Annotated in this window: 23 protein-coding genes and 1 pseudogene; 8 read left to right on the top strand and 16 right to left on the bottom strand. The window is 68.4% G+C overall.

Going from position 1 to position 24,085, the window contains the following annotated elements:
* Positions 1-28: 28 nt before the first annotated feature.
* The 6 genes from ACWF0M_RS00455 to ACWF0M_RS00430 form a co-directional block, all read right to left on the bottom strand.
* Positions 29-271: a hypothetical protein gene (locus tag ACWF0M_RS00455; protein ID WP_452233418.1), complete on the bottom strand. Its 243-nt coding sequence runs from the start codon at positions 269-271 to the stop codon at positions 29-31.
* Between the two features lie 9 nt (positions 272-280).
* Complete coding sequence (locus ACWF0M_RS00450) at positions 281-1,708, bottom strand: ferredoxin reductase family protein (protein WP_452233417.1); 1,428 nt, start codon at positions 1,706-1,708, stop codon at positions 281-283.
* 23 nt (positions 1,709-1,731) lie between these two features.
* Complete coding sequence (locus ACWF0M_RS00445) at positions 1,732-2,964, bottom strand: sensor histidine kinase (protein WP_452233416.1); 1,233 nt, start codon at positions 2,962-2,964, stop codon at positions 1,732-1,734.
* A complete protein-coding gene (locus ACWF0M_RS00440; protein WP_452233415.1) occupies positions 2,961-3,620 on the bottom strand; it encodes a response regulator transcription factor in 660 nt (219 codons plus the stop codon). The genes ACWF0M_RS00445 and ACWF0M_RS00440 overlap by 4 nt, the downstream gene beginning before the upstream one ends.
* The gene (locus tag ACWF0M_RS00435; RefSeq protein ID WP_452233414.1) at positions 3,617-4,366 is read right to left on the bottom strand and encodes an FAD:protein FMN transferase; all 750 of its coding nucleotides are present in this window, start codon (positions 4,364-4,366) and stop codon (positions 3,617-3,619) included. The genes ACWF0M_RS00440 and ACWF0M_RS00435 overlap by 4 nt, the downstream gene beginning before the upstream one ends.
* 94 nt (positions 4,367-4,460) lie before the next feature.
* Positions 4,461-7,199: a carbohydrate-binding protein gene (locus tag ACWF0M_RS00430; RefSeq protein WP_452233413.1), complete on the bottom strand. Its 2,739-nt coding sequence runs from the start codon at positions 7,197-7,199 to the stop codon at positions 4,461-4,463.
* Positions 7,200-7,410: 211 nt separating this feature from the next.
* On the opposite strand from ACWF0M_RS00430, the pseudogene ACWF0M_RS00425 reads away from it, so the two are divergent.
* A pseudogene (locus ACWF0M_RS00425) lies at positions 7,411-7,686 on the top strand (substrate-binding domain-containing protein); the annotation flags it as partial.
* A gap of 82 nt (positions 7,687-7,768) precedes the next feature.
* Positions 7,769-7,948 carry a hypothetical protein gene (locus tag ACWF0M_RS00420; RefSeq protein WP_452233910.1) on the top strand — a complete coding sequence of 60 codons (180 nt, stop codon included), beginning with the start codon at positions 7,769-7,771 and terminating at the stop codon, positions 7,946-7,948.
* Here ACWF0M_RS00420 and ACWF0M_RS00415 read toward each other — a convergent pair.
* Genes ACWF0M_RS00415 through ACWF0M_RS00405 form a run of 3 tightly spaced genes read right to left on the bottom strand, consistent with a single transcriptional unit; the run spans position 7,906 to position 12,595 of the window.
* Positions 7,906-9,318 (bottom strand): phytoene desaturase family protein, encoded by a 1,413-nt coding sequence (locus tag ACWF0M_RS00415; protein ID WP_452233412.1) that lies wholly within the window; start codon positions 9,316-9,318, stop codon positions 7,906-7,908. The two genes, ACWF0M_RS00420 and ACWF0M_RS00415, sit on opposite strands and share 43 nt — an antisense overlap.
* Positions 9,315-11,126 (bottom strand): DUF3556 domain-containing protein, encoded by a 1,812-nt coding sequence (locus ACWF0M_RS00410; RefSeq protein ID WP_452233411.1) that lies wholly within the window; start codon positions 11,124-11,126, stop codon positions 9,315-9,317. Before ACWF0M_RS00410 ends, ACWF0M_RS00415 begins: the two co-directional genes overlap by 4 nt.
* 11 nt (positions 11,127-11,137) lie before the next feature.
* Positions 11,138-12,595, bottom strand: coding sequence for a class I adenylate-forming enzyme family protein (locus ACWF0M_RS00405; protein ID WP_452233410.1), 1,458 nt, complete (start codon positions 12,593-12,595; stop codon positions 11,138-11,140).
* 156 nt (positions 12,596-12,751) lie between these two features.
* Here ACWF0M_RS00405 and ACWF0M_RS00400 point away from each other — a divergent pair, with 156 nt between their 5' ends.
* Positions 12,752-14,011: a PucR family transcriptional regulator gene (locus ACWF0M_RS00400; protein WP_452233409.1), complete on the top strand. Its 1,260-nt coding sequence runs from the start codon at positions 12,752-12,754 to the stop codon at positions 14,009-14,011.
* A gap of 239 nt (positions 14,012-14,250) precedes the next feature.
* Positions 14,251-15,054 (top strand): polyphosphate kinase 2, encoded by an 804-nt coding sequence (gene ppk2 / locus ACWF0M_RS00395; RefSeq protein ID WP_452233408.1) that lies wholly within the window; start codon positions 14,251-14,253, stop codon positions 15,052-15,054.
* A 165-nt stretch (positions 15,055-15,219) separates the two neighbouring features.
* Here the strand turns inward: ppk2 and ACWF0M_RS00390 are convergent, their stop codons facing one another.
* Both ACWF0M_RS00390 and ACWF0M_RS00385 read right to left on the bottom strand, forming a co-directional pair.
* Positions 15,220-15,507 carry a hypothetical protein gene (locus ACWF0M_RS00390; protein WP_452233407.1) on the bottom strand — a complete coding sequence of 96 codons (288 nt, stop codon included), beginning with the start codon at positions 15,505-15,507 and terminating at the stop codon, positions 15,220-15,222.
* Between the two features lie 38 nt (positions 15,508-15,545).
* Positions 15,546-15,878: an ArsR/SmtB family transcription factor gene (locus ACWF0M_RS00385; protein ID WP_452233406.1), complete on the bottom strand. Its 333-nt coding sequence runs from the start codon at positions 15,876-15,878 to the stop codon at positions 15,546-15,548.
* An 89-nt stretch (positions 15,879-15,967) separates the two neighbouring features.
* Between ACWF0M_RS00385 and ACWF0M_RS00380 the strand changes: the two genes are divergently transcribed.
* Both ACWF0M_RS00380 and ACWF0M_RS00375 read left to right on the top strand, forming a co-directional pair.
* On the top strand, positions 15,968-16,153 hold the full coding sequence (locus ACWF0M_RS00380) for a hypothetical protein (RefSeq protein ID WP_452233405.1): 186 nt from the start codon (positions 15,968-15,970) through the stop codon (positions 16,151-16,153).
* A gap of 23 nt (positions 16,154-16,176) precedes the next feature.
* Positions 16,177-16,350 carry a hypothetical protein gene (locus ACWF0M_RS00375; RefSeq protein ID WP_452233404.1) on the top strand — a complete coding sequence of 58 codons (174 nt, stop codon included), beginning with the start codon at positions 16,177-16,179 and terminating at the stop codon, positions 16,348-16,350.
* Positions 16,351-16,371: 21 nt separating this feature from the next.
* Here the strand turns inward: ACWF0M_RS00375 and ACWF0M_RS00370 are convergent, their stop codons facing one another.
* Positions 16,372-17,133 (bottom strand): polysaccharide deacetylase family protein, encoded by a 762-nt coding sequence (locus ACWF0M_RS00370; RefSeq protein ID WP_452233909.1) that lies wholly within the window; start codon positions 17,131-17,133, stop codon positions 16,372-16,374.
* A gap of 71 nt (positions 17,134-17,204) precedes the next feature.
* Complete coding sequence (locus ACWF0M_RS00365; protein ID WP_452233403.1) at positions 17,205-17,693, bottom strand: MarR family winged helix-turn-helix transcriptional regulator; 489 nt, start codon at positions 17,691-17,693, stop codon at positions 17,205-17,207.
* 52 nt (positions 17,694-17,745) lie between these two features.
* Here ACWF0M_RS00365 and ACWF0M_RS00360 point away from each other — a divergent pair, with 52 nt between their 5' ends.
* Positions 17,746-18,702, top strand: a complete 957-nt coding sequence (locus tag ACWF0M_RS00360) for an alpha/beta hydrolase (protein ID WP_452233402.1) — start codon at positions 17,746-17,748, stop codon at positions 18,700-18,702.
* Positions 18,703-18,713: 11 nt separating this feature from the next.
* On the opposite strand, the gene ACWF0M_RS00355 is transcribed toward ACWF0M_RS00360, so the two are convergent.
* Genes ACWF0M_RS00355 through ACWF0M_RS00345 form a run of 3 tightly spaced genes read right to left on the bottom strand, consistent with a single transcriptional unit; the run spans position 18,714 to position 21,404 of the window.
* The gene (locus ACWF0M_RS00355; protein ID WP_452233401.1) at positions 18,714-19,739 is read right to left on the bottom strand and encodes an MBL fold metallo-hydrolase; all 1,026 of its coding nucleotides are present in this window, start codon (positions 19,737-19,739) and stop codon (positions 18,714-18,716) included.
* A 16-nt stretch (positions 19,740-19,755) separates the two neighbouring features.
* Positions 19,756-20,436 (bottom strand): SDR family NAD(P)-dependent oxidoreductase, encoded by a 681-nt coding sequence (locus ACWF0M_RS00350; RefSeq protein WP_452233400.1) that lies wholly within the window; start codon positions 20,434-20,436, stop codon positions 19,756-19,758.
* Positions 20,433-21,404, bottom strand: a complete 972-nt coding sequence (locus ACWF0M_RS00345; protein WP_452233399.1) for an MBL fold metallo-hydrolase — start codon at positions 21,402-21,404, stop codon at positions 20,433-20,435. The genes ACWF0M_RS00350 and ACWF0M_RS00345 overlap by 4 nt, the downstream gene beginning before the upstream one ends.
* A gap of 115 nt (positions 21,405-21,519) precedes the next feature.
* Here ACWF0M_RS00345 and ACWF0M_RS00340 point away from each other — a divergent pair, with 115 nt between their 5' ends.
* Entirely contained in the window at positions 21,520-24,078 is a 2,559-nt protein-coding gene (locus ACWF0M_RS00340) for a LuxR C-terminal-related transcriptional regulator (RefSeq protein WP_452233398.1), read from the top strand.
* Positions 24,079-24,085 lie beyond the last annotated feature (7 nt).

The raw sequence follows: 24,085 nt of genomic DNA, 5'->3' as shown, positions 1-24,085 counted from the left end.
GCGACTAGGTGCCGTCGGGGTGGTGCGACTAGGTGCCGTCGGGGTGCTCGGCCGAGAGGTCCTCGGAGTACTCGACCGTGCGGACGGGGTCCTTCGGCTGCTGTTGCGGCTGGACTCCGATGGTCGAGCCGACGGGTGGCTCGCGGGGGCGGAGCTGACCACGGTCGCCTGTCCGCTTGTCGTGTTCGGCTGCGCGCTCGCCCGGAACGCGACGGCGACGACCGCCGTGGTCGCCACAGTCATCAGCACCTTGATCCCGCGCCTCACCCACGTACTCCTTTCACCACGAGAACCGTTCCTGATGCAGTTGACCCGCCGGCAGCCCGGCCGCGAGAACGGCCGCGCACATCGCATCCATCCAGCGATCCGGTCCGCAGACATACACGTCGTACTGCGAGATCCCGGGCACGAAGCGCCGTACGGCGTCCTCGTCGGATGCGAACCAGGCGCCCTCGGGCAACCACGACACTCGGGCGGCCAGCCGCGGACCAAGCAAGTAGTGCAGTGTGATGCCGCGACGACTCGCCAGCTGCTCCAGCTCGTCACGGAACACCAGGTCCGCCGCATCGTGCGCGCGGTACACGAGCGTCGCGTCACCGGGCCGGTAGTCGAGTTCCTCGAGCAGTGCTCGCAGCGGGGTGATGCCGATGCCGCAGGCAAACATCGCGACGCGGTCGGTGACCCGTCGCTCGGCGGTGAGCCGGCCGTACGGGCCCTCCACGGCAACCCGCGTACCCGGCCGCAAGCGGGCGACCCGGCTGCTGCCGTCGCCAGCGGACTTCGCCGTCACCCGGAGCCGGTCCGGTGCCGGTGAGGCCGACAACGAGTACGGGTTGCCCCGTGACCAGCCCGGACCGTCGAGGAACCGGAACACGAAGTACTGCCCCGCCCGGACCGGCATCCGGTGCAGTCCGCGCCCGCCGAGCAGCACCGTCACCACCCCCGGCGCCTCGCGGATCACCTCTCGCACAGTCAGCCCATGCCGAAGCGTCCGCCAGAGCGGCAGCGCGAGCCGATACAGCACAATCGCGCCGAGCGCGACGCCGTACGCCGACCACCAGTAGAGGCGCGCCACACGCGAGGTCGTGAAGTCCGCACCGGTCCAGATCTCATGCGGTATCGACAGGCCAACACCGACGTACGCGTAGAGGTGGAGGAGGTGCCACGACTCGTACCGCAACGCCTTCCGCGCCACCTTGACCGACGTGATTACTACGAGCGTCAAGGCGACACTCGCCGCGACCGCGAGCAGCATCCCGCCGTACGTCGTGACGACCGTCCACGTCTCACGCAGCAGATTGTTGTGATCGCGGAGCGTGTACCCGGCGAGGATCAAGCCGATGTGCACGAGGAGGAGGTTGAACGACCAGAAACCAACCAGCCGGTGGCGGCGCGCCAGCTCGTCCTGGCCGTAGCTCCGCTCGATCATGGGCACCCGCGCCATCAGGAACACCTGTACCAGCAACAGGTCCGCTGCCACGAGCCCGGACAGCCGCCCGAGCGACGTGAACAGGTCCGCGGGCCCACTCGCGAGCGTCTGGAGCCCACGTCCCGAAACCCACAGCGCAACAACCACCAGCACGCTGGCCCAGCACAGCACCCCGGCGACATCGCGCCACCACCCCGGCGTCGGCCTCGGCCTCGGCCGACGGCGGGCATGCGTGGTCCGCGGCCTGATCGCCTGTTCTACTGGCCCGCGGTACGTCATGCTCCGACGGTGCCCGCCAATTCTTAGCCCTTCCTTGGACCGCCTTCCGCAAGCGCGGGCAGGACGAGTTCGAAGGTCGCGCCGAGGTCGCTCGGGGCGAGCCGGAGCTGGCCGCCGAGCCGGTTCGCGACGTCGTGCGCGAGCGCCAGGCCGAGGCCGTAGTGCTTGCGTCCTGACCGGTGACCGCCGGAGTCGAACCGGCGCAGGACCCGCTGCGCCGCCTCTGGACCGATCCCGGGGCCTGTGTCGCTGACCGCGAGGATCACGTCGCCGCGGTGCCGCCGTACCGTGATCCGTACTTCGCCACCTGACGGCGTGTGGTCGATCGCGTTGTCGACCAGAGCGATCGTGGCCCGCCGGATCGCGCTCGGCGAACCGAGGGCGCGGGCAGCGTCAGTGTCGGCGGTCCAGCGCAGCCGCACCCCGGCCTCGTCCGCATGAGCGCCGGCGGCATCGGCCACGTCCCGCGCGATCCCGACCAGGTCGACCGGCTCGTAGTTGTCGGCACCTCGCGGATCAGCCGCTGCCAGCAGGTCGTCGACGACCCCCGCGAGCCGGCGAGTGTCCTCGACAACGCCGTCCGCGTCCCCCAGGACCTCGTCGCTGGCGCCAGTGCGGCGCAAGGCCCGTCCAAGCACCTGCGCGCGGGTGCTCAGCAACGTCAACGGCGTACGCAGCTCATGCCCGGCGTCGGCCACGAACGCGCGCTGCAACGTCAGCGCCTGTGCAAGCGGCCGTACGGCGCGTCGCCCGATCAGCACGCCCAGCAGCCCAGCCAACAGCAGCCCCAACGCCGCCGCCAACCCCATCGCCTGCAGCATCCTGACACGATCCTTGTGCGCCGTCGCCAGATTCAGAACGGCCTGGACTCGCTTGTCGTTAACGACCCCGCTGGCAACGCGAAACTGACCGTCGTCGTTCTCCAGCGTGATCAAGCTGACCTGCCCAGTCGCTCGCGCTCGTAGCGCAGCGAGCTCAGGCAGGAGCTCCTCAGGCAGTCCAGGTGAGGTGGTCGTTCCGGACGGACCGGCCATGACCAGCCAGGTCCCGGCCGGCGGATCGCCTACATCGTCGGCCGTGGCGACAGCTGACCGGAGCAGATCGTCCTCCGCACTGGCCTGCCCGCGGACGACCACCAGCGTGACCAGGGCGATCAACAGCAGCATCGCGACCGCGACCAACGCGGCTGCCTGTACGGCGACCTCGCGCGCGGCCCGGCGTACAAGCACCTCGTCACCGATCGGTCGGCCGGTCACAACTTCCCCAGCCGGTACCCGAGCCCACGAACCGTGCTGATCACGCCGCGCCCGAGCTTCCGCCGGCAGTAGTGGACGTAGGTGTCGACGACCGTTTCCGACTCGGCGTCACCGAACACGCGATCGAGCAGCTCGGCCCGGCTGAACACAGCACCAGGTCGAGCCGCCAGCAAGCCGAGCAGCGCCGCCTCCCGCTCCGACAGCTCCACGGACCCGCCGTCAGTCCGTCGTACCGTCCGGATCGCGAGGTCCAGCGAGCCATCCGGTACGGCGAGTTGGACAGCCTGATCGAGATGACGCCGCAGCAGGGCACGCACCCGCGCGAGCAGCTCGGTGAGCTCGAACGGCTTGGTGAGATAGTCCTCGGCACCCGCATCCAGTCCTTCGACCCGGTCCTCCGTGCTGTTGCGCGCGGAGAGCACCAGGATCGGCGTACCGACGCCACGGCTCCGCAGCCGCGCGATCAGGTCCAGGCCCTCGACGGCCGGTAGACCACGGTCGACGATCATCGCATCGACGGGTCGCGTGAGGGCGAGGTGCAGGCCGGTGTGCCCGTCGCCTGCCCGCGTCACGGCGTACCCCTCGTCCGTGAGCACCCGGTCGAGCAGCCGGGCCAGGTCGGCGTCGTCCTCGATCAACAGGATCCGCGACGTCACGACCGTCCCCAGCCGGCCGTCGCGAACAGGTTGCCGTCAGCAAGAACACCGAGACCTTCGTACCCCGCAAGCAGCACCTTGGGCCAGTCGTCCCCGGCGACGAACGCGGCCGTCGCCAGTACGTCGGCGTACTCCAGCGCCGGCCCGGTGACCGACACCGACAACCATCGGCTCACCACCGACTGCCCGGTGCGTGGATCGTACAGGTGTGCACCGCGCGCCGCCGTCCCGCTCGTCGCCACCGCTCCCGCGGTCCGTGACACGCTCGCGACCACCCGGCCCGGATCTCGCGGATCCTGGATGCCCACGGTGAACGGCTCGTTGCTCGGGCACACGATGAGCACGTCACCGCCCGCGTTCAGGCACCAGTCCACGTCCACGACCTCCCGCAGCCGCTCGCCGGCCCGCTCGACGGCCCACCCCTTCACCAGTCCCGAAGGATCCCATGGACCGCCAGGCACCTCCGCGTCGAACAATCCACCGGTCAGGTCCCGCGCGGCAACACACCGCTCCGCGACCTCTTGCACCACCGGAGGAACACGATCCCAACTCAGCTCGCCCCGCGCCAGCAGGCTCACCGCGCTGTCGTCCTTGTACGGCGAGAACACCCGATCGGCCTCGGTCAACTCGGCGAAGACCTCCCGCACCGCAGCCTCCGCCCGCTCCGAGCCGGCCGCGTCCCCGCGAGCGAGCACGCTGACGGGCAGCCCCATGATCTGCTCGACCCAACTCCGCCGCAACACCATGCCGCAACGGTACGTCGGACCACCACCGGCAGGTTTCCGGAAAGAAGTTTGCACCAGGCGCCAAAAATGTTCCGGAAACCCGCCCACCACCTAGTTACTGGGTCCAGATCTGGAGTTCGGACAGTTGAGCGGCCGGCCAGCCGGTGTTCGCGGTAATCGTGGCTCGCCAATAGCGCTGGGTGGACGCGGGGAACGTCAAGGTCACCGTGTTACTCGTCGTGGGCGAGAATGTGTACGCGGCACCGGCCTTCACGGTTGTGAACGTGGTGCCGTCGGTCGACCCGAGCAGCGACAGGGTCTGGTCACGAGCGCCCCACGAAGCGGGCAACTGCAGCACGACTCGGCTCGCGGACTGAGCCGAGCCAAGATCCACCTGCGCCCACTGCGGGAACGCGTTGTTCGCGCTCTCCCAATAGGACGACTGATCCCCGTCGGTCACGTTGGCCGACGCGTAGCTCTGGTTGTGCGACGACTCGCTGGTGGGCTTGCCCGCGGCCAGGTTCGCGGGTGCAGTCGAACCGCTCGTGAACTGCAGGCTGTTGAGATTCCAGCCGCCGTTGTCCTGGTAGACCGTCAGCGTCTGCAACCCGGCAGGAAGCGTCACCTGAGTGGTGACCGTTGCCCAGTTCTGCCAGCCACCAGTCGCCGGAAGGCTCACGTTGCCACTGACACCAGAGCCGCTCGCCAGGTGGAACGCGTTCGTCACCGCAGCCGGCGTCGCGACGCGCATCGCCACGCTGTACGTGCCAGCGGTAGCCACGTTGACGGTGTAATGGAACCACTGGCCGGTGCTGGTCCAACCAAGGTTGTACCCGCCGCCGTTATCTGAAGTGGCCTCAAGATCGACCCCGTCGGCGCGATAGCCGTTAGCGGTCCCGTTGATCGACCCCACGCTGTACGCGACGCCCTGCCCGCCCGTGTTGTAGTTCTCCGCCTGCACAACGCCTGGGATCGCGGCAGGCGTCCCGCCGTACGGGCCTTCCGGCGTACCGCCCTGCCAGCTGTTACCGCTGACCGAGGCACTGAATCCGCTGGAATTGTTGGCGTACGGCGTACCGCCGCCGGTCACCGTGTTACCCGTGATCGTCGCGGATCCGGACGGTGCTGGGTAGAACGGCGGCGAGATGACGATGCCGTTGCGCCACGGCGAGGTGACTGTGTTGTTCTGCAGTTGAGTGTTGGTCGACGTCGAGAAGCCGATGCCGTCGTAGACAGAGTTGACGATGGTGTTGTTGCTCGCGGTCACGCGGTCGACCACGCCGACGTTCTGCCCGTCGCCACCGTTCCCGATATGGAACGCCGGCTGCCCTTGGTTATAGGCATTCCCACCCGAGCGTACGACGGTATTGCCGGTGACCGTCGCCGACAACAGATCGTTGCCGTTGACACCGAACCGCCCCGCGCCGAGGCCGATGTACCGGGCGGTGTCGGAGACGTAGTTGTTCTCGATCCGATGCCCGCTACCGCCGTACACGCCGATGCCCTTGCCGCCCCACGGCGCGATCGATGTGTTGTTCGTGACGACCGCGTTCGCCATCGGGGTGTAGTAGACCCGCGTGCCGTCGATGTCGTTGTAGTTGACCGAGTTGATCGCGAGGGCGTCGTCACCGGTGCCGCGGACGAAGTTGTTCGTGATGGTCAGGTTGTTGCCGACGGAGTTGCCCATCGAGACGTTGTTGATGTTGGCGCCGTCGGCCCAGATCGTCGTGAGGCGGTTGTTCCGGATGGTGCCGCCGGTGCCGGAGGCCCAGAAACCGGAGAGCGTGTGCTGGGTCCAGATCCCGTCGGCCACCCAGTTCGTTCCGGTGACGTCCATCGAGCCGCCCGCGCCGTCGACGGTCGCGCGGCTGGTCGCGTTCGAGTCGACGTGCAGGTTCTGGATCGTGGTCGAGGTCAGGCCCCACAGCGCGGGCAGCGGGGTGCTGTTGGGCAGCGGTACGTCGCGGTAGATCGTGCTGTACCACGCGCCCGCGCCCGCGATCGTGATGCCCTGCGCCTGCAGACCCTGCGTCCCCTTCACGTAGAAGGTGCCGGCCGGGATCCACAAGGTCCTGCCCTGCGACTGCGCCTGGTTGATGCAGCTCTGGATGGCGGCCCGGCTGTCGACCGACGCGGGGTCGGCCGCACCGTTGGTGGGCGTGTTGTCGGCGACCGCGCCGCAGTCGGTGATCGAGATCGAGTTGGCGGGCTGGGCGAGCGGCGCCGGCGCGCTCTCCACGTCGACGACGTCGATGTCGTAGAAGGCGGCCGAGTTGCCCGAGTCCTTGCGCAGCATGAACGTGCCGCCGGCCGCGATCGGCGTACCGGTGACGAAGGTGCGCGTCTCGTCGAAGAACACTCGCGGGTTGCCGTCGGAGGGGTTCTGGCTGTTGCCGTTGTAGTTGTTGTTGCCCTCGTACAGCCACGTCTGCTTCGAGTTGGCGTTGAGCGTCTGCCGCAGGCCCCCGTCGACGTACAGGTTGAGCGTGCTGGTCTGGCCGCCGCCGTTGCTGCCGTCGGGGATGCTCAGCCGGACGGTGATCGCGTTGATCGCGTGGCCCGTGGTGTTGGTCCACTGCACGCTCTGCCCGGTCCCCGCGAGGTGGGCGTACGCGTGCCCGGACGCCTCCAGCGAAGCACCGGAGTACTGCGTGGTTGGCGCGGCGGTCAGCGACACCGAGGTCGCGCCACCTCCGAGCGAACCGGCCTCGGCCTCGTAGGAGGTGAACGGGACAGTCGCACCGGAAGTCGCAGCAGCAGCCGCTGCGGCAGCCTCCGGTACGACGAGCACGGTAGCGATGGGAACGGCCACCAAGACGGCGGCGACCAGTCGACGGAACGGCACAGGACTCATGGATCTTCCTCTCTGGCCGCCGCGGGGTCGGGAGCGGGCGTCCCGAGGGTGGGCGCCACGTCGGCCACCGGTGTCAGAATCTTGCTGCCGTACGTCGAGAATTTGCACAGACACCGTGAAGAGGATGAAACGCGAATGTCACCGATGCGTCAAGACGGAAGCACCAGCTGACCCTGGTGTCCTGCTTCTGAAGTCCGTGCCATAAGTCCGGCTGGGCTCGACGCACCCCCGGAACTCGCGGCGCTCGGGCCTCCCCAAACCGGTTTGGGGAGCCGTACCCACCCAGATCAGCCAGCAACCCTCCCCAAACAGCCGGAATCGGCCGCCCAACGTCGCCGCGGCCGGGCTCGCGACGCAGCACCTGATCGATCTCGGGCGGCGACGGATCGCCGCGATCGGCGACCAGTCCGACGAGAGCCGCCGTACCGGTCGGCTCCGGACCGAGGGCTACCAGTCGGCCCTGCGCTCGGCCGGCCTCGAGATCGTTCCCGAGCTCATCCGCCCGACCGAGTTCTTCCCCCGCGCCGACGGCGCGGCCGCGATGACCGACCTGCTCGCCCTCCCCCAGCCTGACCACCATCCGCCCCGACAAGATCCAGATCGCCAAGCACGCCGTACAGCTCCTCCTCAACCGGCTCGACGGCGACGAGTCCGCACCCGCCGAGCTCGCCGCCGACTACGACCTCGTGATCCGCGAGAGCACCGCTCAGCGCCGGAGGCTCGCCAATGCTGCTCGGGCCGCGTTGTAGCCGCACATTCCGTGGGCGCCGGCGCCGGGTGGTGTCGCCGCGGAGCACAGGTACGTCCCGGGTACGCCGAGCGAGTACGGACGCAACGTCGCGCGCGGACGGAACACCAACTGGCGAGCGGTGTTGGCTCCGGTGGTGACGTCCCCGCCGACGTAGTTCGCGTTGTCCTCCTGCAACTGCGTGGTCGATCGCACATGGCGATCCACGATCAGGTCGCGGAATCCTGGAGCGAACCGTTCGATCTGCGCCTCGATCAGCGGCGTGGCGTCGCCCTGAAAACCCGCAGGCACATGGGCGTACGAGTACAGCGGCCGCAGATCGCCCTCGGCACGCGACGGATCGGCGAGGTACTGCTGGCCGACCAGCACGTACGGCCGGTCCGGCATCCGTCCCGACACCACTTGCTGCTCGGCGCGCGCCAGCTCCGCGAAGTCCCCGATTACGTGGACCGTGCCGGCGCGCCGGGACGCCTCGTGAGCCCACGGCACCTCGCCGGACAGCGCGAAGTCGACCTTGAACACCCCAGGCCCGTGCCGGTAGTGCAGCAACGACCGCCGGATCCGGGCCGGCATCGCGTCGCCGGCGATGCGGGCTGCCGCGCCGGGCGCCACGTCCAGCAGGACGAGGTCCGCGTCCCTGAGCTGGTGGAGCGACTCGACCCGTACACCGGTCTCGACCTTGCCGCCGTACTCCTCCAGGACCGCGATCATCGCCCGGCTGATCGCGCCCGAACCCCCTTCGGCGACAGGCCAGCCGTACGCGTGCGCCGCCGTACCGAGGGCCACTCCGATCGCCGACGAGAACGGTGCCGACAGCGGCCGGAGCGCATGCGCCGCGACTCCCCCGAACAGCGCCTGCGCCTCGTCCGTCGACCACACCTTGGCAAGAGCCGCGGCCGGTACGGCGGACAACGCCCCGAACCGCGCCATCGCGAAGGGATGCGACGGCACGCGTACGACGGGACGCAGGAAGTCCGACGTGATCCGGTCGAACCGCTCCATCAGCGGACCGAACACGCGACTCCACTGACGCCCGTCCGGCCCGAGCGATGCCGCGGTCTCCTCGACCGACCGCACCACGGCGCCACCCCGCCCGCCGTCGAGCGGATGCGCGTACTGCACCTCGGGCCACCGCCACGTCAGGCCGTGCCGGGCCAGATCGACCGACCGCGAGAACGGCGTGTCGACGGCCAGCGGATGGAACGCGGAGCACTCGTCGTAGATCAACCCGGCCGTCGATTCGCTGCTCCGGGTTCCGCCACCGGGACGGTCGGCCGCCTCGAGCACTTGGACGTCCACCCCGGCGGCGGCGAGGGTGACCGCGGCGGCCAGGCCGTTCGGTCCGCTCCCGACGACGATCGCCTTGGTCATGATCCAGCCTCCGCGGTGTCCGGCTGCGCCCGCTTCGGGTAGCTGATCCGCTGGTAACCGTCGAGTCGCCACTCGACGTTGAGCGGGATCGGGCCGTTCGGCAGCCAGGGCTGCTCGGCGACCGCGTCGGCGACCTGGTAGGTGCCGCGTTCGACGATCCCGAGGGCCGCGTCGATCACGACGTACTGCTGGAAGTTCTTGTGCACCGGCTGGGACTCGATCCAGGCCACGATGAACTCACCCGGCGCGAACCCGCAGCGCTTCTGGATCGAGGCGATGAACTTGTGGTCGTGCAGGTGGCCGTCGCCGAAGTTGAACCCGACGATGCAGTTGGTCATGAACTCAGCTTCCCGGATCGCGTAGTGATTCACGTCGTCGCCGAGCTGGTCGACCAGGATCGAGTTCAGCGCGCGGCCCTGACTGTGCAGCGAACGCCAGCCCATCACCTGGTAGAGCGCGAGCTCTGCGACGTCCCGGCTGCCCAGCAGTTCGGTGACCTGATCGACGACCATCGGCGCCGGCTTCACCAGGCGCTCGTTCAGTCGCTGCTCCGCACCGGGGGCGAAGGCCCAGGTGGCCGACGCCCAGTTCCCGGCGTACTGGCGCATCGACGGGAGGAAGGACACCAGGTCCGGCCTCACGTTGCCCAGCACGGGGAAGACCAGTAGTGCGGCGGCCGTGAGTACGAGCAGCCACGGCGTCATGTCGCCGACGCCGAAGCCGTCCCAGTTGGGGTTGCCGAGGAACAGGAACCCGGCCGCGAAGGCGAACAGCACGTTCCACTCCAGCGGCACCGCCAGCGGGAACGTCGACGTGATGAACGCGTGGAAGCAGATCATCAGTACGGCGGCCACGATCGTGACGGTCCGGTTCGTCGAGAACAAGAGCACCAGTGGCGTGACGATCTCGACCAGGGTCCCGCCGACGTGGGCGAGCAGGTTTCCACTGTGCGACGGCCGCAGATCGTCCGGGAAGCTCCGGTAGTTGGCGCGTTTCATCGCCTTCAACGGCACCCACGGGGTGTTGCTGACCATCGGCGGCACCACCATGCCGAAGTGCTTGCCGAACTTGGAGAAACCGGCGCCGACCCACACCACCACGATCAGCAGCTTGAGCGCGACAATCATGTCGACCGCGCCGTACAACGTGAAGAATACGATCGCCGGCAGATACTGCTCACCGCGGGCCTGGAGGAAGAACACCTTGTCCCGCAGACCGAGAACGATTAGCAGTACGCCGAGGACCGCCATCAGCACCGGGGACACCCGGCCGCCGGTGAAGCCGTGCGCAGTCAATCCGGCGTCGTCGACCGTTGGCAGAACCAACGACAGCACGAGCGTCACGATGATCGCGACGTACAGTGTGACGTCCGTCGGCGTACGGCGGTCTCCGTCGGTCAGCGGGACCTTTCCTGGCCACGGTGGTTCGCGGATCGTGTCCACCCGGCCGTACGTGCGCCACCCGCCGGCGAACGGCTTGAAGTGCCCGGCCAGCGGACCCCAGGACCCGGCCACGCCGAGCATCTCCAGCAGCACCGTCCAGAGGACGAACTTCTGGTAGAGCACCGGCTCGTTCCAGAACTCGCTCGGGTGCAGCGGGCTGAAGCCCGAGGTCAGCGTTCCGATCAGGTAGCCGCCCAGCATGTAGAAGAACAGCAGCTTGACGATGTAGATGACGTGGAAGATCTTCGGCGAACCGAAGCCGTTCTCGGCCCAGTACCTGGAGAGGATCTTGATCCGCTCGAGATAGGGCAGTGCGTAGACCTGGTCCGGCTCCACCGGGGGAACCGAAGGCTTGGTGAATCCCATGGCGATGCTCCTCAACCGTGGAGAGACTTGCGGATGGCGGGCTTGTCGGGTTTGCCGACCGGGTTCTTCGGGATCGCGTCGACCACATGGATCGCGACCGGGACCTTGATCTTGGTGAGCTTGGTGCGGCACAGCGCGAGCAACTCGTCGATGTCGACCGGCCGGCCCGGGTACGGCGCGACCAGGGCGACCGGTACTTCGCCGTACACCGGATGTGGCGCGCCGACGACCGCGGCCTCGAGGACGGCGGGATGACCGTGCAGGACGGTCTCGATCTCCTTGGGATAGACGTTCTCGCCGCCGCGGATGATCATGTCCTTGATCCGGTCGACGATCCGCAGGTAGCCGTCGGCGTCGAGGATGCCGACGTCACCGGTGTGCAACCAGCCGTCGCCGAGCGCGTCGGCGGTGGCCTCCGGCCGGTTCAGGTAGCCCTGCATCACGTTGGCGCCCTGGATCACTACCTCGCCGCGCTCCCCCATCGGCACCAGGGCCCCGTCCGGGGCCATGATCTCGACCCGCTGCCCCGGCAGTGCCACGCCGACGGTGCCGGCTTTGCGTACGCCGTCGAGCGGGTTGGCCGTCGACGCGCAGGTGCCCTCGGTCAGGCCGTAGCCCTCGACGAGCCCGATCCCGAAGCGTTCCTCGGTCGCGGCCAGGAGCTCGGTCGAGACCGGCGCCGCGCCGCAGATCGCGAACCGGATCGAGGACGTGTCGGCGACGACGTCGTCGGGTTGGGAGACGAGGTGCGAGTAGATCGTCGGTACGGCGGAGAAGTACGTCGGCCGGTACTGCTCGATCGCGGCGAGGAACTCCAGCGGCTGGAATCGCTGCAGCACCGTCAACTCACCGCCGACCGCGATCGGGGTGAGGAAGCTGACGCAGATGGCGTTGACGTGGAACAGCGGCAGGATCAGCAAGCAGTGGTCGTCGCCGGTGATCTTCAGGTGCTCGGCCATCATCGAGGCCATCGCGCCGATGTTGCCGTGGCTGAGCATGACGCCCTTGGGCCGGCCGGTCGAGCCGCTGGTGTAGATCAGCAGCGCCAGGTCGTCCGCCTCGGTCACCGGTGCGGGCAGGTCGCGATCATTCCGTCTGGTACGGCGCAACTCGTCGACGGAGATGCTCGGACGGCCGCCGGTCGGTGCGTCGGGGCCGGAGTTGACCACGACGACGGCGTCCGAGTCGTTGATCTGATAGTCGGCTTCGTGTGCGGTGAACATCGGGTTGATGGGCGTCGCCGCCGCGCCGAGCCGCCACGCCGCGACGAGAACCACCAGGAGTTCGACGCGGTTCGGCAGCATCACCGCGACCACCGAGCCCGGTCCGACGCCGTACCCAGCAAGTTGTTCGGCGACGGCGTCGGTCCAGGTGCCGAGGTCGGCGTAGGTCAGGTCATAACGGGCGTCGCGGACCGCGGGCCGGTCGTCGTACGACGGCGGTCGCCGCCACGGGAGATAGTCGAGCATGGTCACGGTCTCCTCCGATCTGTTGCCATCGACAGTAGGAATCCGCGGCCGCCGGGGCACTGTGCCCGGAACACGAAGCTCGCCACGCCGTTCGTGCTCGCGAGCTGACAGCCGTCACATCCGGGCGCACAATCGGACAGGAGGAGGGCCGGTGCCATGGCTGCTGACATGCTGCACGACGCCGCGGTCGCGCGGGTGACCGCGCTCGCCACGCTGATGGGCACCGAGTTGTCCGGCCTTACCGGCACGCTGCACAAGGTGCTGGCCGAGACCATCACGGAGCTCCAGGGCGACCAGCTGATCGTCGAGTTGCTCGGCGCAAGTATCGAGAGCAACCTCGAGACGATCGCCCACATCCTGCGGTACGACGTACGGGTCGACGAGGTCGCTACGCCGTTCGCCGCCGAGGAGTATGCGCGCCGGCTGGCCCAGCGCGGGGTGGCCCCGATCGCACTGGTCCGCGCGTACCGGCTCGGCCAGCAACTGGTTCTCGACTGGGCCTTCGACGAGCTCACGCGGGACGCCGACCAGCCGGTGGCGCTCGCCGCCGGGCGGATCATCGTGGACACGACGTTCCGCTACATCGACCGGATCTCCGAGCAGGTGGTCAGCGCCTACGAGTCCGAACGCGTGCGCTGGCTGGCGAACCGGAACACGGTCCGCAAGGCGATGATCGAGGAACTCGTGCGCGGCGATCCGGTCGACCTGGCCGTCGCTGAGGCCGCGCTCAGCCACCGGCTCCGCCAGAACCACGTCGGCGTCGTCCTGTGGTCCACGTCGAAATCGACCGGGGACGAGGATCTCCGGGAACTGGAACGGTTGCTGCAGCAGGCGGCCACCGCGGCAGGTTGCTCAGGGCAACCGCTGTTCGTGCCGCGGGACCGCTCGACAGGCTGGGGCTGGATCCCGCTCGGCCGGAGCCGGGCGGCGATCGCTGTCGAGGGCGACGCGGACCCGAACCACTGGATCGCGGTCGGTTCGCCGGCCGCCGGGCCGGACGGGTTCCGGGTCACGCACCTGGAGGCGCTGCGGGCTCAACAGGTGGCGCTGGCGGCACGGGACCGGGCGGAGCAGGTCACCGCGTTCACCGATCCGCAGGTGCGGACCGCGGCGATGATGGCGGCCGATCTCGAAGGGACCAGCCGGCTGGTGTGGAACGCGTTGGGACCGTTGGCCGCCGACACCGAGTCGGCCGCCCGGTCGCGGGAGACATTGCTGGTGTTCCTCGAGGAGAAGGGCAGTTACCTCGCCACCGCGGAGCGGATCCATCTGCACAAGAACACCGTGAAGTACCGGGTCGACAAGGCACTGGAGGAACGGGGCCGGCCGCTGGACGACGAGCGCCTGGAACTCGAACTGGCGCTCGTCGCCTGCCGCTGGCTGGCCGGTTCGGTGCTGATGCCTGCCGCACCTTGACGTCAGCCGTGCTGCTTGGCCAGCAACCGCAGGCCGACCATCGGGACACTGAGTGCGATGCAGGACAGGACGGGAATCAGGAAAGCAATCATCGGAGTTTCCTCTCGGTGGGCCGGGCTGTGGGGTTCCGGGCTGGTACTACGAGATTCGCAGTCCCGACCCGCTCCGTTCCTGGCTCGCCGACCCGAACTTCCGCCCACCCACTGTGCCCCCCGCACAAACTGCGGCATCGTTCGAGGATGGGTGCCAAGAAGCGACTGCCGAAGAAGCTGTACGAGCGGGAACTGCTGCGGCTGCAGGCCGAACTGGTCAAGCTGCAGGAATGGGTCCGGGTCGAGAAGGCCCGGGTCGTGGTGATCTTCGAGGGCCGCGACGCTGCCGGCAAGGGCAGCACGATCAAACGCGTCACGGAGTACCTCAATCCCCGCGTCGCCCGGATCGCCGCACTGCCCGCGCCGACCGAGCGCGAGCGGACGCAGTGGTACTTCCAGCGGTACGTCGAACACCTGCCGGCGGCCGGTGAACTCGTCCTGTTCGACCGCAGCTGGTACAACCGCGCCGGCGTCGAGCACGTGATGGGGTTCTGCACCAACCGGGAGTACGCCCGGTTCCTGCACCAGTGCCCGATCTTCGAACGGCTGCTGGTCGAGGACGGCGTACTGCTGCGCAAATACTGGTTCTCGGTCAGCGACAGCGAACAGGAGAACCGCTTCCGCAGCCGCCTCGAAGACCCGATGCGCCGCTGGAAACTGTCCCCGATGGACCTCGAATCCATCACCCGCTGGGAGGACTACTCACGCGCCAAGGACGAGATGTTCGTCCACACCGACATCCCCGAAGCACCCTGGTACGTCGTCGAGAGCGAGGACAAACGCTCCGCTCGGATCAACATGATCGCCCACCTGCTGTCGAGCGTCCCGTACCACGAGGTCCAGCGCCCATCCCTGGAACTCCCGCCCCGCCCACCCTCCAAAGGCTACGAACGCCCACCCCGAGACATGCAAACCCAAGTCCCCGACCACGCCACCCAACTCCGCACCTGACCGGGCGGCGCACCCAAGTGGCAGATCAGCCCGCTCATCTGCCAGCAGGCGGCCGACCGCTCTCCGGCTCGTTCGCGTCGCGCTTCCAGCGGGCGTGGTCCCGGCATCCGCGCAGCTTGCCTCTGACGCCGCGGTCGCACGGCTTGTTCCGGCGGGCTCAAGGGGTCAGAAGATGTAGAAGCCGGTGACTACGGTTGGGAGGATGCCAAGGATGAGCCACGGGGAGAAGGGGGTGCGCTGGTGGATGAGGCGCATCCCGGCGATTGTCAGGAGGCCGATCACGCCTGACATGAGCCACAGGCCGATGCCGCGGCCGCGGTCGGTGTCGGTGAAGCCGATGCTGTAGACGGCGAGCGACACCGTCGGGACACTGCCGACGTGGAACAGGATGACCGAGGCGACCCACCGCTGGACGGTCTCGATCTTCATCGGGCGGGGCTGGCGCCGCTTCATTGGTCGTTCCCTGCGTAGAAGAGGTTGAGTCGGGTCGGTCATGTTCCGGATCGCCGGAGGCCGTCCAGCAGCTCCACCTGGTCGGACAGCACCGAGGTCAGGATGCCCCGGGCCACGGCGAGAAGTTCGGCCACCTGCGGACTGGTGAGCGCGTAGTAGACCTGGGAACCCTCGCGACGAGCCGTCACCAGACCAGCTCGGCGCAAGACCGCCAGCTGCTGGGAGAGGTTCGAAGCCTCGAGACGGACCTCCGGAAGAAGTTCGCTGACCGCCATCTCGCGTTCGCTCAACAGCTCGAGAACCCGGATACGCGCCGGATGCCCCAGTGTCTTGAAGAACTCCGCCTTCAACTGGTGCAACGGTGTCGTCATCCTCCGCCCTCCACTCGCAATCTGGTCTACGATTTTCATGCGATCACGAATTGAAGAATTCTGCAACTCGTGCATAAGGTAGCTCCACCATGGACACGTTCACCGCGGAACTGCACCAGCGGATCACCTCCGCCCGGGAACAACTCCGCACTGCCCAGGAGACCGGGGACCTCGACGCCGAGCGCATCTACGCCGGCGAACTCGACAGCCTCCTGCGCCAAGCCCTCGAGAACGGCATCACCGTTCCGTCGGAAGGCACCAGCGAGCACACCTGAACCACGACCCTGTCTGGGGGGACATGGAGACCGCCGCTCTCTACGAAGTGACCTACAGCTCGCACGACCGCACCACACCGACCCGGACCGTCACCGACGCCGCCGGCGTCACCGAACTCGTCCGCCAGGCCGCAGCCAGCGGATCCCGGGTGCACGTACGCCCACTCCCCGACGACGAGCAGCCCCGAGCGACCTGACCGGGCCGTGAGCCGCGTGGGTCAGCAGGACAGGGTGGCGAAGGTGTAGCCGCGGGCAGACAGGGTCGTCAGGACCTGGTCCAGGGCGGCGACGGTCTGGGCGCGGTTGCCACCGCCGTCGTGCATGAGGATGATCGCGCCGGGGTGTGCGCCGGCCAGAGCACGTTGCACGATCGCCGGCGTACCGGGGCGGGCCCAGTCCTGCGGATCGACGTCCCACAAGACCTGCTGCATGCCGTCGCGCCGGATCTCGGCGCGGACCGCGGCGTTCGTCGCGCCGTACGGCGGGCGGAAGCACTTCGACTGCACACCGTCGGCCACCTGGTGGTGCAACTCGGCGGGCGAGAGCTTGGGCAACTGCGGGTGCGACACCGAGTGATTCCCGATGCTGTTGCCGTCGGCACGCACCTGGTCGACCAGGTCCGGGTGTTCGTTCGCGTGTTCGGCCAGCATGAAGAACGTCCCGTGCGCGTTGTGTGCCTGCAGCACGGTAAGCACCTCAGGCGTCCAGTGCGGGTCCGGCCCGTCGTCGAACGTCAGGTAGACGACCTTCCCGTGCGCCTGCTTCACCGGCCCCGCGGACGGCGTGTGAGCCGGCGTGGGAGAGGGTGTCGCGGTGGGAGACTTCGTCGCGTTGCCCGTTGCAGGCGTGACAACAGCGCGCGGTGCCGTCTCGGTGGCGCTCGCCGGCTGGCTCTCGCTCGCGAACGCCGTGTGCAGGCAGGCCATCGCCACCGCCGCGCCGATCCCGAGCCCGATCGGCAACCCGAACCTGCTCCCCATCACGTCCCCCGATTCTCTGCAGCGCCGTCGTCTTTCGTCACCACCATCGACGCCGCCACCCACCAGAAAGTTCAGCTCTCCTGGGCGAGGACGTCGATCAGGAGGTTGAGGGCGTCGACGACTCGCTTCCGGTCGGTGCCCAATGCCTCGAGCAGCTTTTGCTCGACCGCCAGTTGGCGTGGGAAGAGGTCGTCGACGACGGCCTCGCCGGCTGGGGTGAGGCGGACTACTGCGGCGCGCTGGTCGTCCGGGTCCGGGTCGCGGCGGATCAGGCCGCGGCCCTCCAACCGTCGCAGGGTCTTGCTGACCGCGGCGCGCGAGTGGCGCAGTTGGTCGGCCAGATGGCGGGCGATCGTCGGCGTCGGGTCGTGCCGCAGCCGAATACACAGATCGAGTTCGGTGCTCGTCAGCGGCGCATCGACGTACAGCGGTGCCGTCGCGTCCTCGAGCAGCGCGGCGATCCTGCGCAGCGGCCCGATCACCTCCATCGGCGACGTGTCGAGGTCGGGGCGCGCGTCGGCCCACAGGCCGCGGACCCGGTCCGACGTGTGTGGATTCACCGGCTCTCACCTCATATTTGTTAACCAGTTGACAATACGATAGCGTGTTGCCATGGCCATGAGGTTCAGCACCCGGATCGTGATGGCCTTGGCCGCGGCGGCCGGGCAACCGATCCGGCTCTCCAGCGTCCCGGCTCCGGATCAAGACCCCGACAGCCAAAGACTCGACCCGGGAAGCGCTCCGCAGATTCGCGCCGGCCGGATCGGCCGCGCACAGAGCGGCATCCGGTACGCCGAACACGCGCCAAAGCTCCGGATGGACGTACTCGTCCCGCAAGGCCCCGGTCCGCATCCGGTCGTGCTCTACCTACCGGGCGGCGGATTCGTCGCATCCCGCCGGCAGCTGGCGAAGAAGCAGCGCCGGTACGTCGCCACGTCCGGATTCGTTGTCGCGAGCATCGACTACCGCACGACGTCGACCGGATCGACGTACCGCGACGGGCTCGCCGACGTCGCCGCCGCACTGCACTTCTTCCGGGAACGCACAACGGAGTACGCCGTCGACCCCGACCGGATCGCGGTGTGGGGCGAATCGGCTGGCGGATACCTCGCGGCGATGGCTGCAACCGAACCCGGAAACCGGCTCAAGGCCGCCGTCGACTTCTTCGGCGCCTCGAACCTCGCGGACCTCGGCACCGGCTTCGATCCCGAAGTACGAGCCTTCTACGCAAAGGCTGGAACGCCGATCCCGTCGTACGTCCTCGGCCCCGATCGCGCCCCGGCCGATCACCCCGACGAACTGAACGCCGCCGACCCGGCGAGCCGCATCACCCCAAAGACTCCGCCGTTCCTGATCCTGCACGGTGACGACGACCGCATCATCGAGCCTGCTCAGACCGCGCGCCTGCACCAGGCCCTGCGCGCGGCCGGCGTCGACAGCACTCGCTACGTGCTCCCCGACGCCGGCCACGGCGACATCTCCGACAACCCCCAGGTCTGGACCAGCACGACCGTCATGGACCAGGTCACCCAGTTCCTGCACGCCCACCTGGACCGAGAAGCCGAATGATCCCGTAGTAGTTACGGGTGAACCTGGGAACCGACGCCGAGGTCGAGGCGGACGGACTCGAGGATCAGGAACGTCGTGGTCGCGGTGTACACGTCCGCCGCGGCGAGAACCCCGAGGTACTTCTTGATCACCGGCTCGGATGCGTACCGCACCTGCGCTGCCTGGTACTCCTTCACCGCCGCCCAGGCGTTGTTCCCGTACTTCTGGAAGTACGGTGTCGGGTCGACCGCGGCCAGCGCCTGCTTCACGCCGGCGATGATGTCGTCGATGTACTGCCGGTACACGACCATGTCCTGGCGGGTACCGAGCCGGCCGATATGTCCGCCGATGTAGTGCTTCCACGGATAGGACAACGCGTTGGCCGGGGCCGCGATCGAGCCGGGCACGTCCTCGTTGATGTTGAAGAAGTCGAACGGCACCCAGCCGGGCAGGTTGACGTCGACCAGCATCAGCGTGTCGTGGTCGGGGAAGTGGATGTAGATGTTGTCAGGGGTGTGGTTGGTCCCGTGGTAGGCGAGCTCGATCCGCTCTCCCCCGACCCGCAGCGTACGGCGGCTCTCGAAGGTGACATCGGGCACCGGGCGGGTGGGATCGTTGTCGCGGGCAAGCAATCGCTTGTTCTCGACATGACCGATCCGTGTCACGTGCTTGCCGAACAGTGACGATGCCCCGGTGTGGTCGGCGTGGTGGTGCGAGTAGACGAGGTGCGTCACCTTGTTGGACACACCGTTCTCGGCCGCGATCTGGTCGATCGCACGCTGCAGGTTGTTTCCGATCGACGGTGGCGCGTCGAACAGCACGACTCCGTCCTTCGTGGTCAGGAACGCGGCCTGGTAGGTGCTGTCGGTGACCCAGTAAAGGTTCTTCTTCACCCGGCCGACGAAGAACCCCTGCGCGTTGACCGCGGGTCCGAGCGCCGACGGCGGGATCGGTGCGTAGTCGGGCAGGGTGTCGGCGTTCGCGGGCAGTTCCCCGAGCATCGGGACCGCGGCGAGCGCGGCACCACCGGCGAGGAAGGTACGACGTTTCGTAGACATGACAGTCCTTTCGAGCTCAAGCGCCGTACGTCGGCACGATCGCGCCGCTCACCGGAGCGGCGGCATCACTGACCAGGAAGGCGATGACCTCGGCCACGGCTTCCGGTTTCACTGCGTGGGCGAGCAACTCCGGCGGCAGGAACGGCCGGTTCTTCGCCGTGTCGAGCACCGCCGGCGCGACCGCGTTGACCCGGATTCCGTCCGGGCGCAGTTCGAGGTCGAGCACGCGGACCAAGTGCACTAGTGCTGCCTTGCTGACGGCGTACGTCGTCATGCCCGCGGTCGGTTCCAGCGCGGGACGAGCCGCGACGTGGACCACGGCACCTGCTCCGAGGTCCCGCATGTACGGCGCGACGGCCTGCGTCAGCCAGAGCGCAGCGCCGGCGTTGACGTCCAGCATCAGCTTCAGATCGTCCGGCGTCGCGTCGAGGGCAGCGCCTGGATGATAGGTACCGAGGGCGTTCACCAGGATCGTCGGTGGACCCACCTCGGCCGCGATCCGGTCGACGAGACTCTTCGCGGCGGCCGGGTCGGTCGCATCACCCACCTGCGATGCGATGCCGTCCGCCAACTCCTTGAGACCGTCCGCATTCCTATCGACACCGACGACCGTAAGGCCGGCTCCGGCCAGCTTCGCGGCGGTCGCGCGACCGAGTTCCCCACCGGCACCGACGACAATCGCCACCCCGGCGCTCATGGGTGCACCTGCGATCCGCCGCCGAGATCCAGCCGGATCGACTGCAGGATCGAGAACGTCGTGGTCGTGGTCAGCGCGGGTACGTCGGCCGCCGCCAGGACGCCGGTGTACTTCGCGATGATCGGTGCAGCGGCTTGGTCGGTCACGGCATCGAGATACCCGGCGACACCGGCCCACGCGTTCGCGCCGTACCTGACGAAGTACGGCGTCGGATCGACCGACCCGAGTGCGGCGTGCGCGCTGTCGACGATGTCGGCGATGTACTGCTGGTGCAGTACGACGTCGTCACGGCTGCCGAGCCGGCCGAGATGACCGCTGAGGTAGTGCGTCCACGAGTACTCCATCGCGCGATCCGGAGCGTCGATGTAACCGGGCACGTCCTCGCTGAGGTTCAGGTTGTAGATCGGGACCCAGCCGATGTTCACGATGTCGATCTGCATCATCGTGTCGTGGTCCGGGAAGTGGATGTAGATGTTGTCCGGCGAGTGGTTCGGCCCGTGGTACGCGAGCTCGACCCGCGAACCGCCGACCTCGAGCGTGTAGTGGTCCTCGAACGTCACGTCCGGCGCCGGACGGGCCCGGTCGTTGTCGCGCTGCAGCAGTCGCCGCGTCTCCGCGTGACCGATCCGGACGACGTCGCCGAACAGGTACGATGCACCCGCGTGGTCGGCGTGATGGTGCGAGTACACCAGGTGGGTCACCGTGTTCGGCACGTTCTCGGCGGCGGTGATCTCGTCGACCGCCCGGCGAAGGTTGTTGCCGATCGTCGGCGGCGCGTCGAACAGCACGACACCGTCGGGCGTCGCGAGGAACGCCGACTGGTAGGTGCCGTCGGTGACCCAGAACAGATTGTCCTGAACCCGGGCGACGTGGTAACCGTCCGCGTTCAGCTCCGGGCCGAGCGCGGCCTCCGGCACCGGAACGAAGTCCGGCAGTTGCAGCGCGCTCTCCGCGCTGTGGGTGGACATCGCATGCCTCCCTGTGATCGGGCCTGTGATCGGGCTGTACGGCTCCAGACTCGCCGCCGGGCCGGTGACCGGTCGTCGCCGGATTCGGGTGATTTCCACGGGTTAGGCTGACCGCGTGCCTGGACGAGTTGGCGCATCGCCTCGAGGGCTGATCGACCGCCATGACCTGATCGCGGCGCTCGATCACGCCGCGACGCGGCAGGTCACGATCGTCTCCGCGCCCGCCGGCAGCGGAAAGACATCGCTGCTGCGGAGCTGGTCCGAGTACACGGGCAGTCGTACGGCGTACCTGTCGATCCGGCCCGACCAGTACGACGCCCAGCTGTTCTGGCTCGCGCTGCTCGAGGTGGTCCGCGGGAGCACTCCCCCGCCACCGCCTGGCGTGCGCGGTCCGGTGACGGTGGACGGCGTACGGTCGGCGCTCGCCGCCGCGGGTGACGGGTTCGTGCTGATCATCGACGACCTGCACGAGCTCAACTCCGCTGAAGCAATCGCTCAACTGACCACGCTGTTGACGACGTTGCCTGCGGGAGTTCATGCCGTGGTCGCCACCCGTGGCGAGTCGAAACTCCGGCTGCAGCGTCTGCGCCTTGCGGGTGAGCTGGCCGAGATCCGTGGTTCGCAACTGCCGTTCACCGAGGCGGAGACGCGCGAACTGCTCACGACGGCCGGCATCACGCTCTCGGACCAAGCGATCGCCGTACTGCAGGAGCGCACCGAAGGCTGGGCGGCCGGACTGCGGCTCGCGATCCTGTCCCTCGCCGGGCATCCGGATCCCGAGCGGTTCGTGGCCGAGTTCTCCGGCACCGACCGGACGGTCGCGGAGTACCTGCTGGCGGAGATGCTGGACCACCAGTCGCCGGAGGTGCAGCGACTGTTACTCCGTACGTCGGTGCTCGACCGGGTCAACGGTGAACTGGCCGATCTCCTGACCGGCACGACCGGCTCCGAGCGGATTCTTCTCGCTCTCGAGGACGCCAACGCGTTCGTCGTCTCGCTGGACCACGAGCGGACCTGGTTCCGGTACCACCATCTGTTCCGGGACCTGCTGCGCTTGGAGCTTCGTCGTACCGACGACGTCCTTGAACTGCATCGCGTCGCGGCGCGCTGGTTCGCGGACCACGCGGATGTGGCGGAGTCGACGCGCCACCTGCAGGCGTCCGGCGACTGGACCGCGGCCGCCCAGATGCTGACCGACCATGCCCTCGGCCTCACACTCGACGGGCAGGCCGCCACGGTCGCCGCACTGCTCCGCTCGTTCCCCAACGGCGTCCGCGGCCTCGCGCTGGCGCACGCGGTCGCCGAACTCAACCGAGGGCACCCGGACGAAGCTGTGGCTCATCTCGAGGTCGCCCGCACGGATCTCGCTGATGCTCCGGCCGACCGCCGGCATCGCCTCCGGACCACGATCGCCGCACTCGACCTGCTCGCGGCGCGCCTGCGCGGCAACTTCGACGGCGTCATCGAACGCGTCGATGCGCTGCCGTCAACCTCCAGCACTTCCAGCGAAGATGTTGTCCTGAGCAACGATGCGCACGCGACCGCGCTACTCAACCTCGGTGTCACGGCGGCCTGGTCGCTGCGGCTGTCCGAGAGCGAGAAGTACCTCACACAGGGCGCGGAACTGGCGCGCGAGATCGGCCGGCCGTACCTCGAGGTCGCCTGTCTGGCCCACCTGGGATTCACTGCCGCCCGCGACTCGCTGGCCCGAACCCGCAGGTACTGCGCGGACGCCATCGAGCAGGCGACCCGGCACGGCTGGGCGGCCGAGCCGGTGATCGCGCCGGCGTACATCACGCTCGCCGGAATCCTCAGCTGGACAGGCGAATTCGACGAGGCCGAGCAGTGGCTCGCCCGCGCGCGGAACGCCGTACCTGCCGGAGCTGAGCCCGGCACCCAATTCCTCCTGCACCTGGCCGCAGCGATGCTTTCAACAGGTCAAGGCCGGCACGAAGATGCGCTGGCCGAGCTTGTCGCCGCGAGCCAGGTCCGCATGACCGGCCGGCACGCGCTGACCAGCAGGGCGCTCGGATGGACGATCGAGACCCAGGTCCGCCTTGGTCAGCTCGCTGAAGCCCGCGCGACCCTCGCGGCTGTCGACGACGAGCTGGCGCAGACCGGCGAGCTACGCAACGCAGTCGCCGTACTGCGCCTCGCCGAACAGCGACCGGCCGAGGCGCGGGCCGAACTCCGCAGCGTGCTCGACGGCACCGCGCCCAGCAACCCGTGCCTCACCCTGATCGAGGCCAATTTGCTCGACGCGCTCGCCGGTGGGGCGCACGACGAGTCGGCCCGCGCCTCGGCCGAACGCGCCCTGCACCTCGCCGAACCCGATCGCATCGTCCTCCCGTTCCTCATGACGGACGCCGCGCCGCTCCTCGCCGGACTCCCGACGCACGGTACGACGCACGCCGCGCTCGTCTCCGAGATCCTCGACGCGGCGTCGGCCCACTCGAGCGCCCAAGCAACCGCTCTCAGCCGCAGCGAACTCCGGGTACTGCGTTATTTGCCGACCAACCTCACGCGGCCCGAGATCGCCGGCAAGCTGTCCGTCTCACTGAACACCGTGAATACACACATCCGGCACATCTACACGAAACTCGGCGCCACCGACCGATCCACCGCCGTCCAGCGCGCGAGAGATCTCCGCCTGCTCTCGGCCGGCCGTGGCTAGGACGCGG

The sequence above is a fragment of the Kribbella sp. NPDC055110 genome, assembly GCF_053607525.1.
The sequence above is the reverse complement of the archived record's forward strand: the minus strand, read 5'-3'. Positions and strand labels throughout refer to the sequence as shown.

Bases quoted from the DNA above. Each gene is read 5' to 3' on its own strand.
- ACWF0M_RS00450 (WP_452233417.1), bottom strand. From the start codon at position 1,708: ATGACGTACCGCGGGCCAGTAGAACAGGCGATCAGGCCGCGGACCACG.
- ACWF0M_RS00435 (WP_452233414.1), bottom strand. From the start codon at position 4,366: ATGGTGTTGCGGCGGAGTTGGGTCGAGCAGATCATGGGGCTGCCCGTC.
- ACWF0M_RS00430 (WP_452233413.1), bottom strand. From the start codon at position 7,199: ATGAGTCCTGTGCCGTTCCGTCGACTGGTCGCCGCCGTCTTGGTGGCC.
- ACWF0M_RS00415 (WP_452233412.1), bottom strand. From the start codon at position 9,318: ATGACCAAGGCGATCGTCGTCGGGAGCGGACCGAACGGCCTGGCCGCC.
- ACWF0M_RS00410 (WP_452233411.1), bottom strand. From the start codon at position 11,126: ATGGGATTCACCAAGCCTTCGGTTCCCCCGGTGGAGCCGGACCAGGTC.
- ACWF0M_RS00405 (WP_452233410.1), bottom strand. From the start codon at position 12,595: ATGCTCGACTATCTCCCGTGGCGGCGACCGCCGTCGTACGACGACCGG.
- ACWF0M_RS00400 (WP_452233409.1), top strand. From the start codon at position 12,752: ATGGCTGCTGACATGCTGCACGACGCCGCGGTCGCGCGGGTGACCGCG.
- ppk2 (WP_452233408.1), top strand. From the start codon at position 14,251: ATGGGTGCCAAGAAGCGACTGCCGAAGAAGCTGTACGAGCGGGAACTG.
- ACWF0M_RS00390 (WP_452233407.1), bottom strand. From the start codon at position 15,507: ATGAAGCGGCGCCAGCCCCGCCCGATGAAGATCGAGACCGTCCAGCGG.
- ACWF0M_RS00385 (WP_452233406.1), bottom strand. From the start codon at position 15,878: ATGACGACACCGTTGCACCAGTTGAAGGCGGAGTTCTTCAAGACACTG.
- ACWF0M_RS00380 (WP_452233405.1), top strand. From the start codon at position 15,968: ATGGACACGTTCACCGCGGAACTGCACCAGCGGATCACCTCCGCCCGG.
- ACWF0M_RS00375 (WP_452233404.1), top strand. From the start codon at position 16,177: ATGGAGACCGCCGCTCTCTACGAAGTGACCTACAGCTCGCACGACCGC.
- ACWF0M_RS00370 (WP_452233909.1), bottom strand. From the start codon at position 17,133: ATGGGGAGCAGGTTCGGGTTGCCGATCGGGCTCGGGATCGGCGCGGCG.
- ACWF0M_RS00360 (WP_452233402.1), top strand. From the start codon at position 17,746: ATGGCCATGAGGTTCAGCACCCGGATCGTGATGGCCTTGGCCGCGGCG.
- ACWF0M_RS00355 (WP_452233401.1), bottom strand. From the start codon at position 19,739: ATGTCTACGAAACGTCGTACCTTCCTCGCCGGTGGTGCCGCGCTCGCC.
- ACWF0M_RS00350 (WP_452233400.1), bottom strand. From the start codon at position 20,436: ATGAGCGCCGGGGTGGCGATTGTCGTCGGTGCCGGTGGGGAACTCGGT.
- ACWF0M_RS00345 (WP_452233399.1), bottom strand. From the start codon at position 21,404: ATGTCCACCCACAGCGCGGAGAGCGCGCTGCAACTGCCGGACTTCGTT.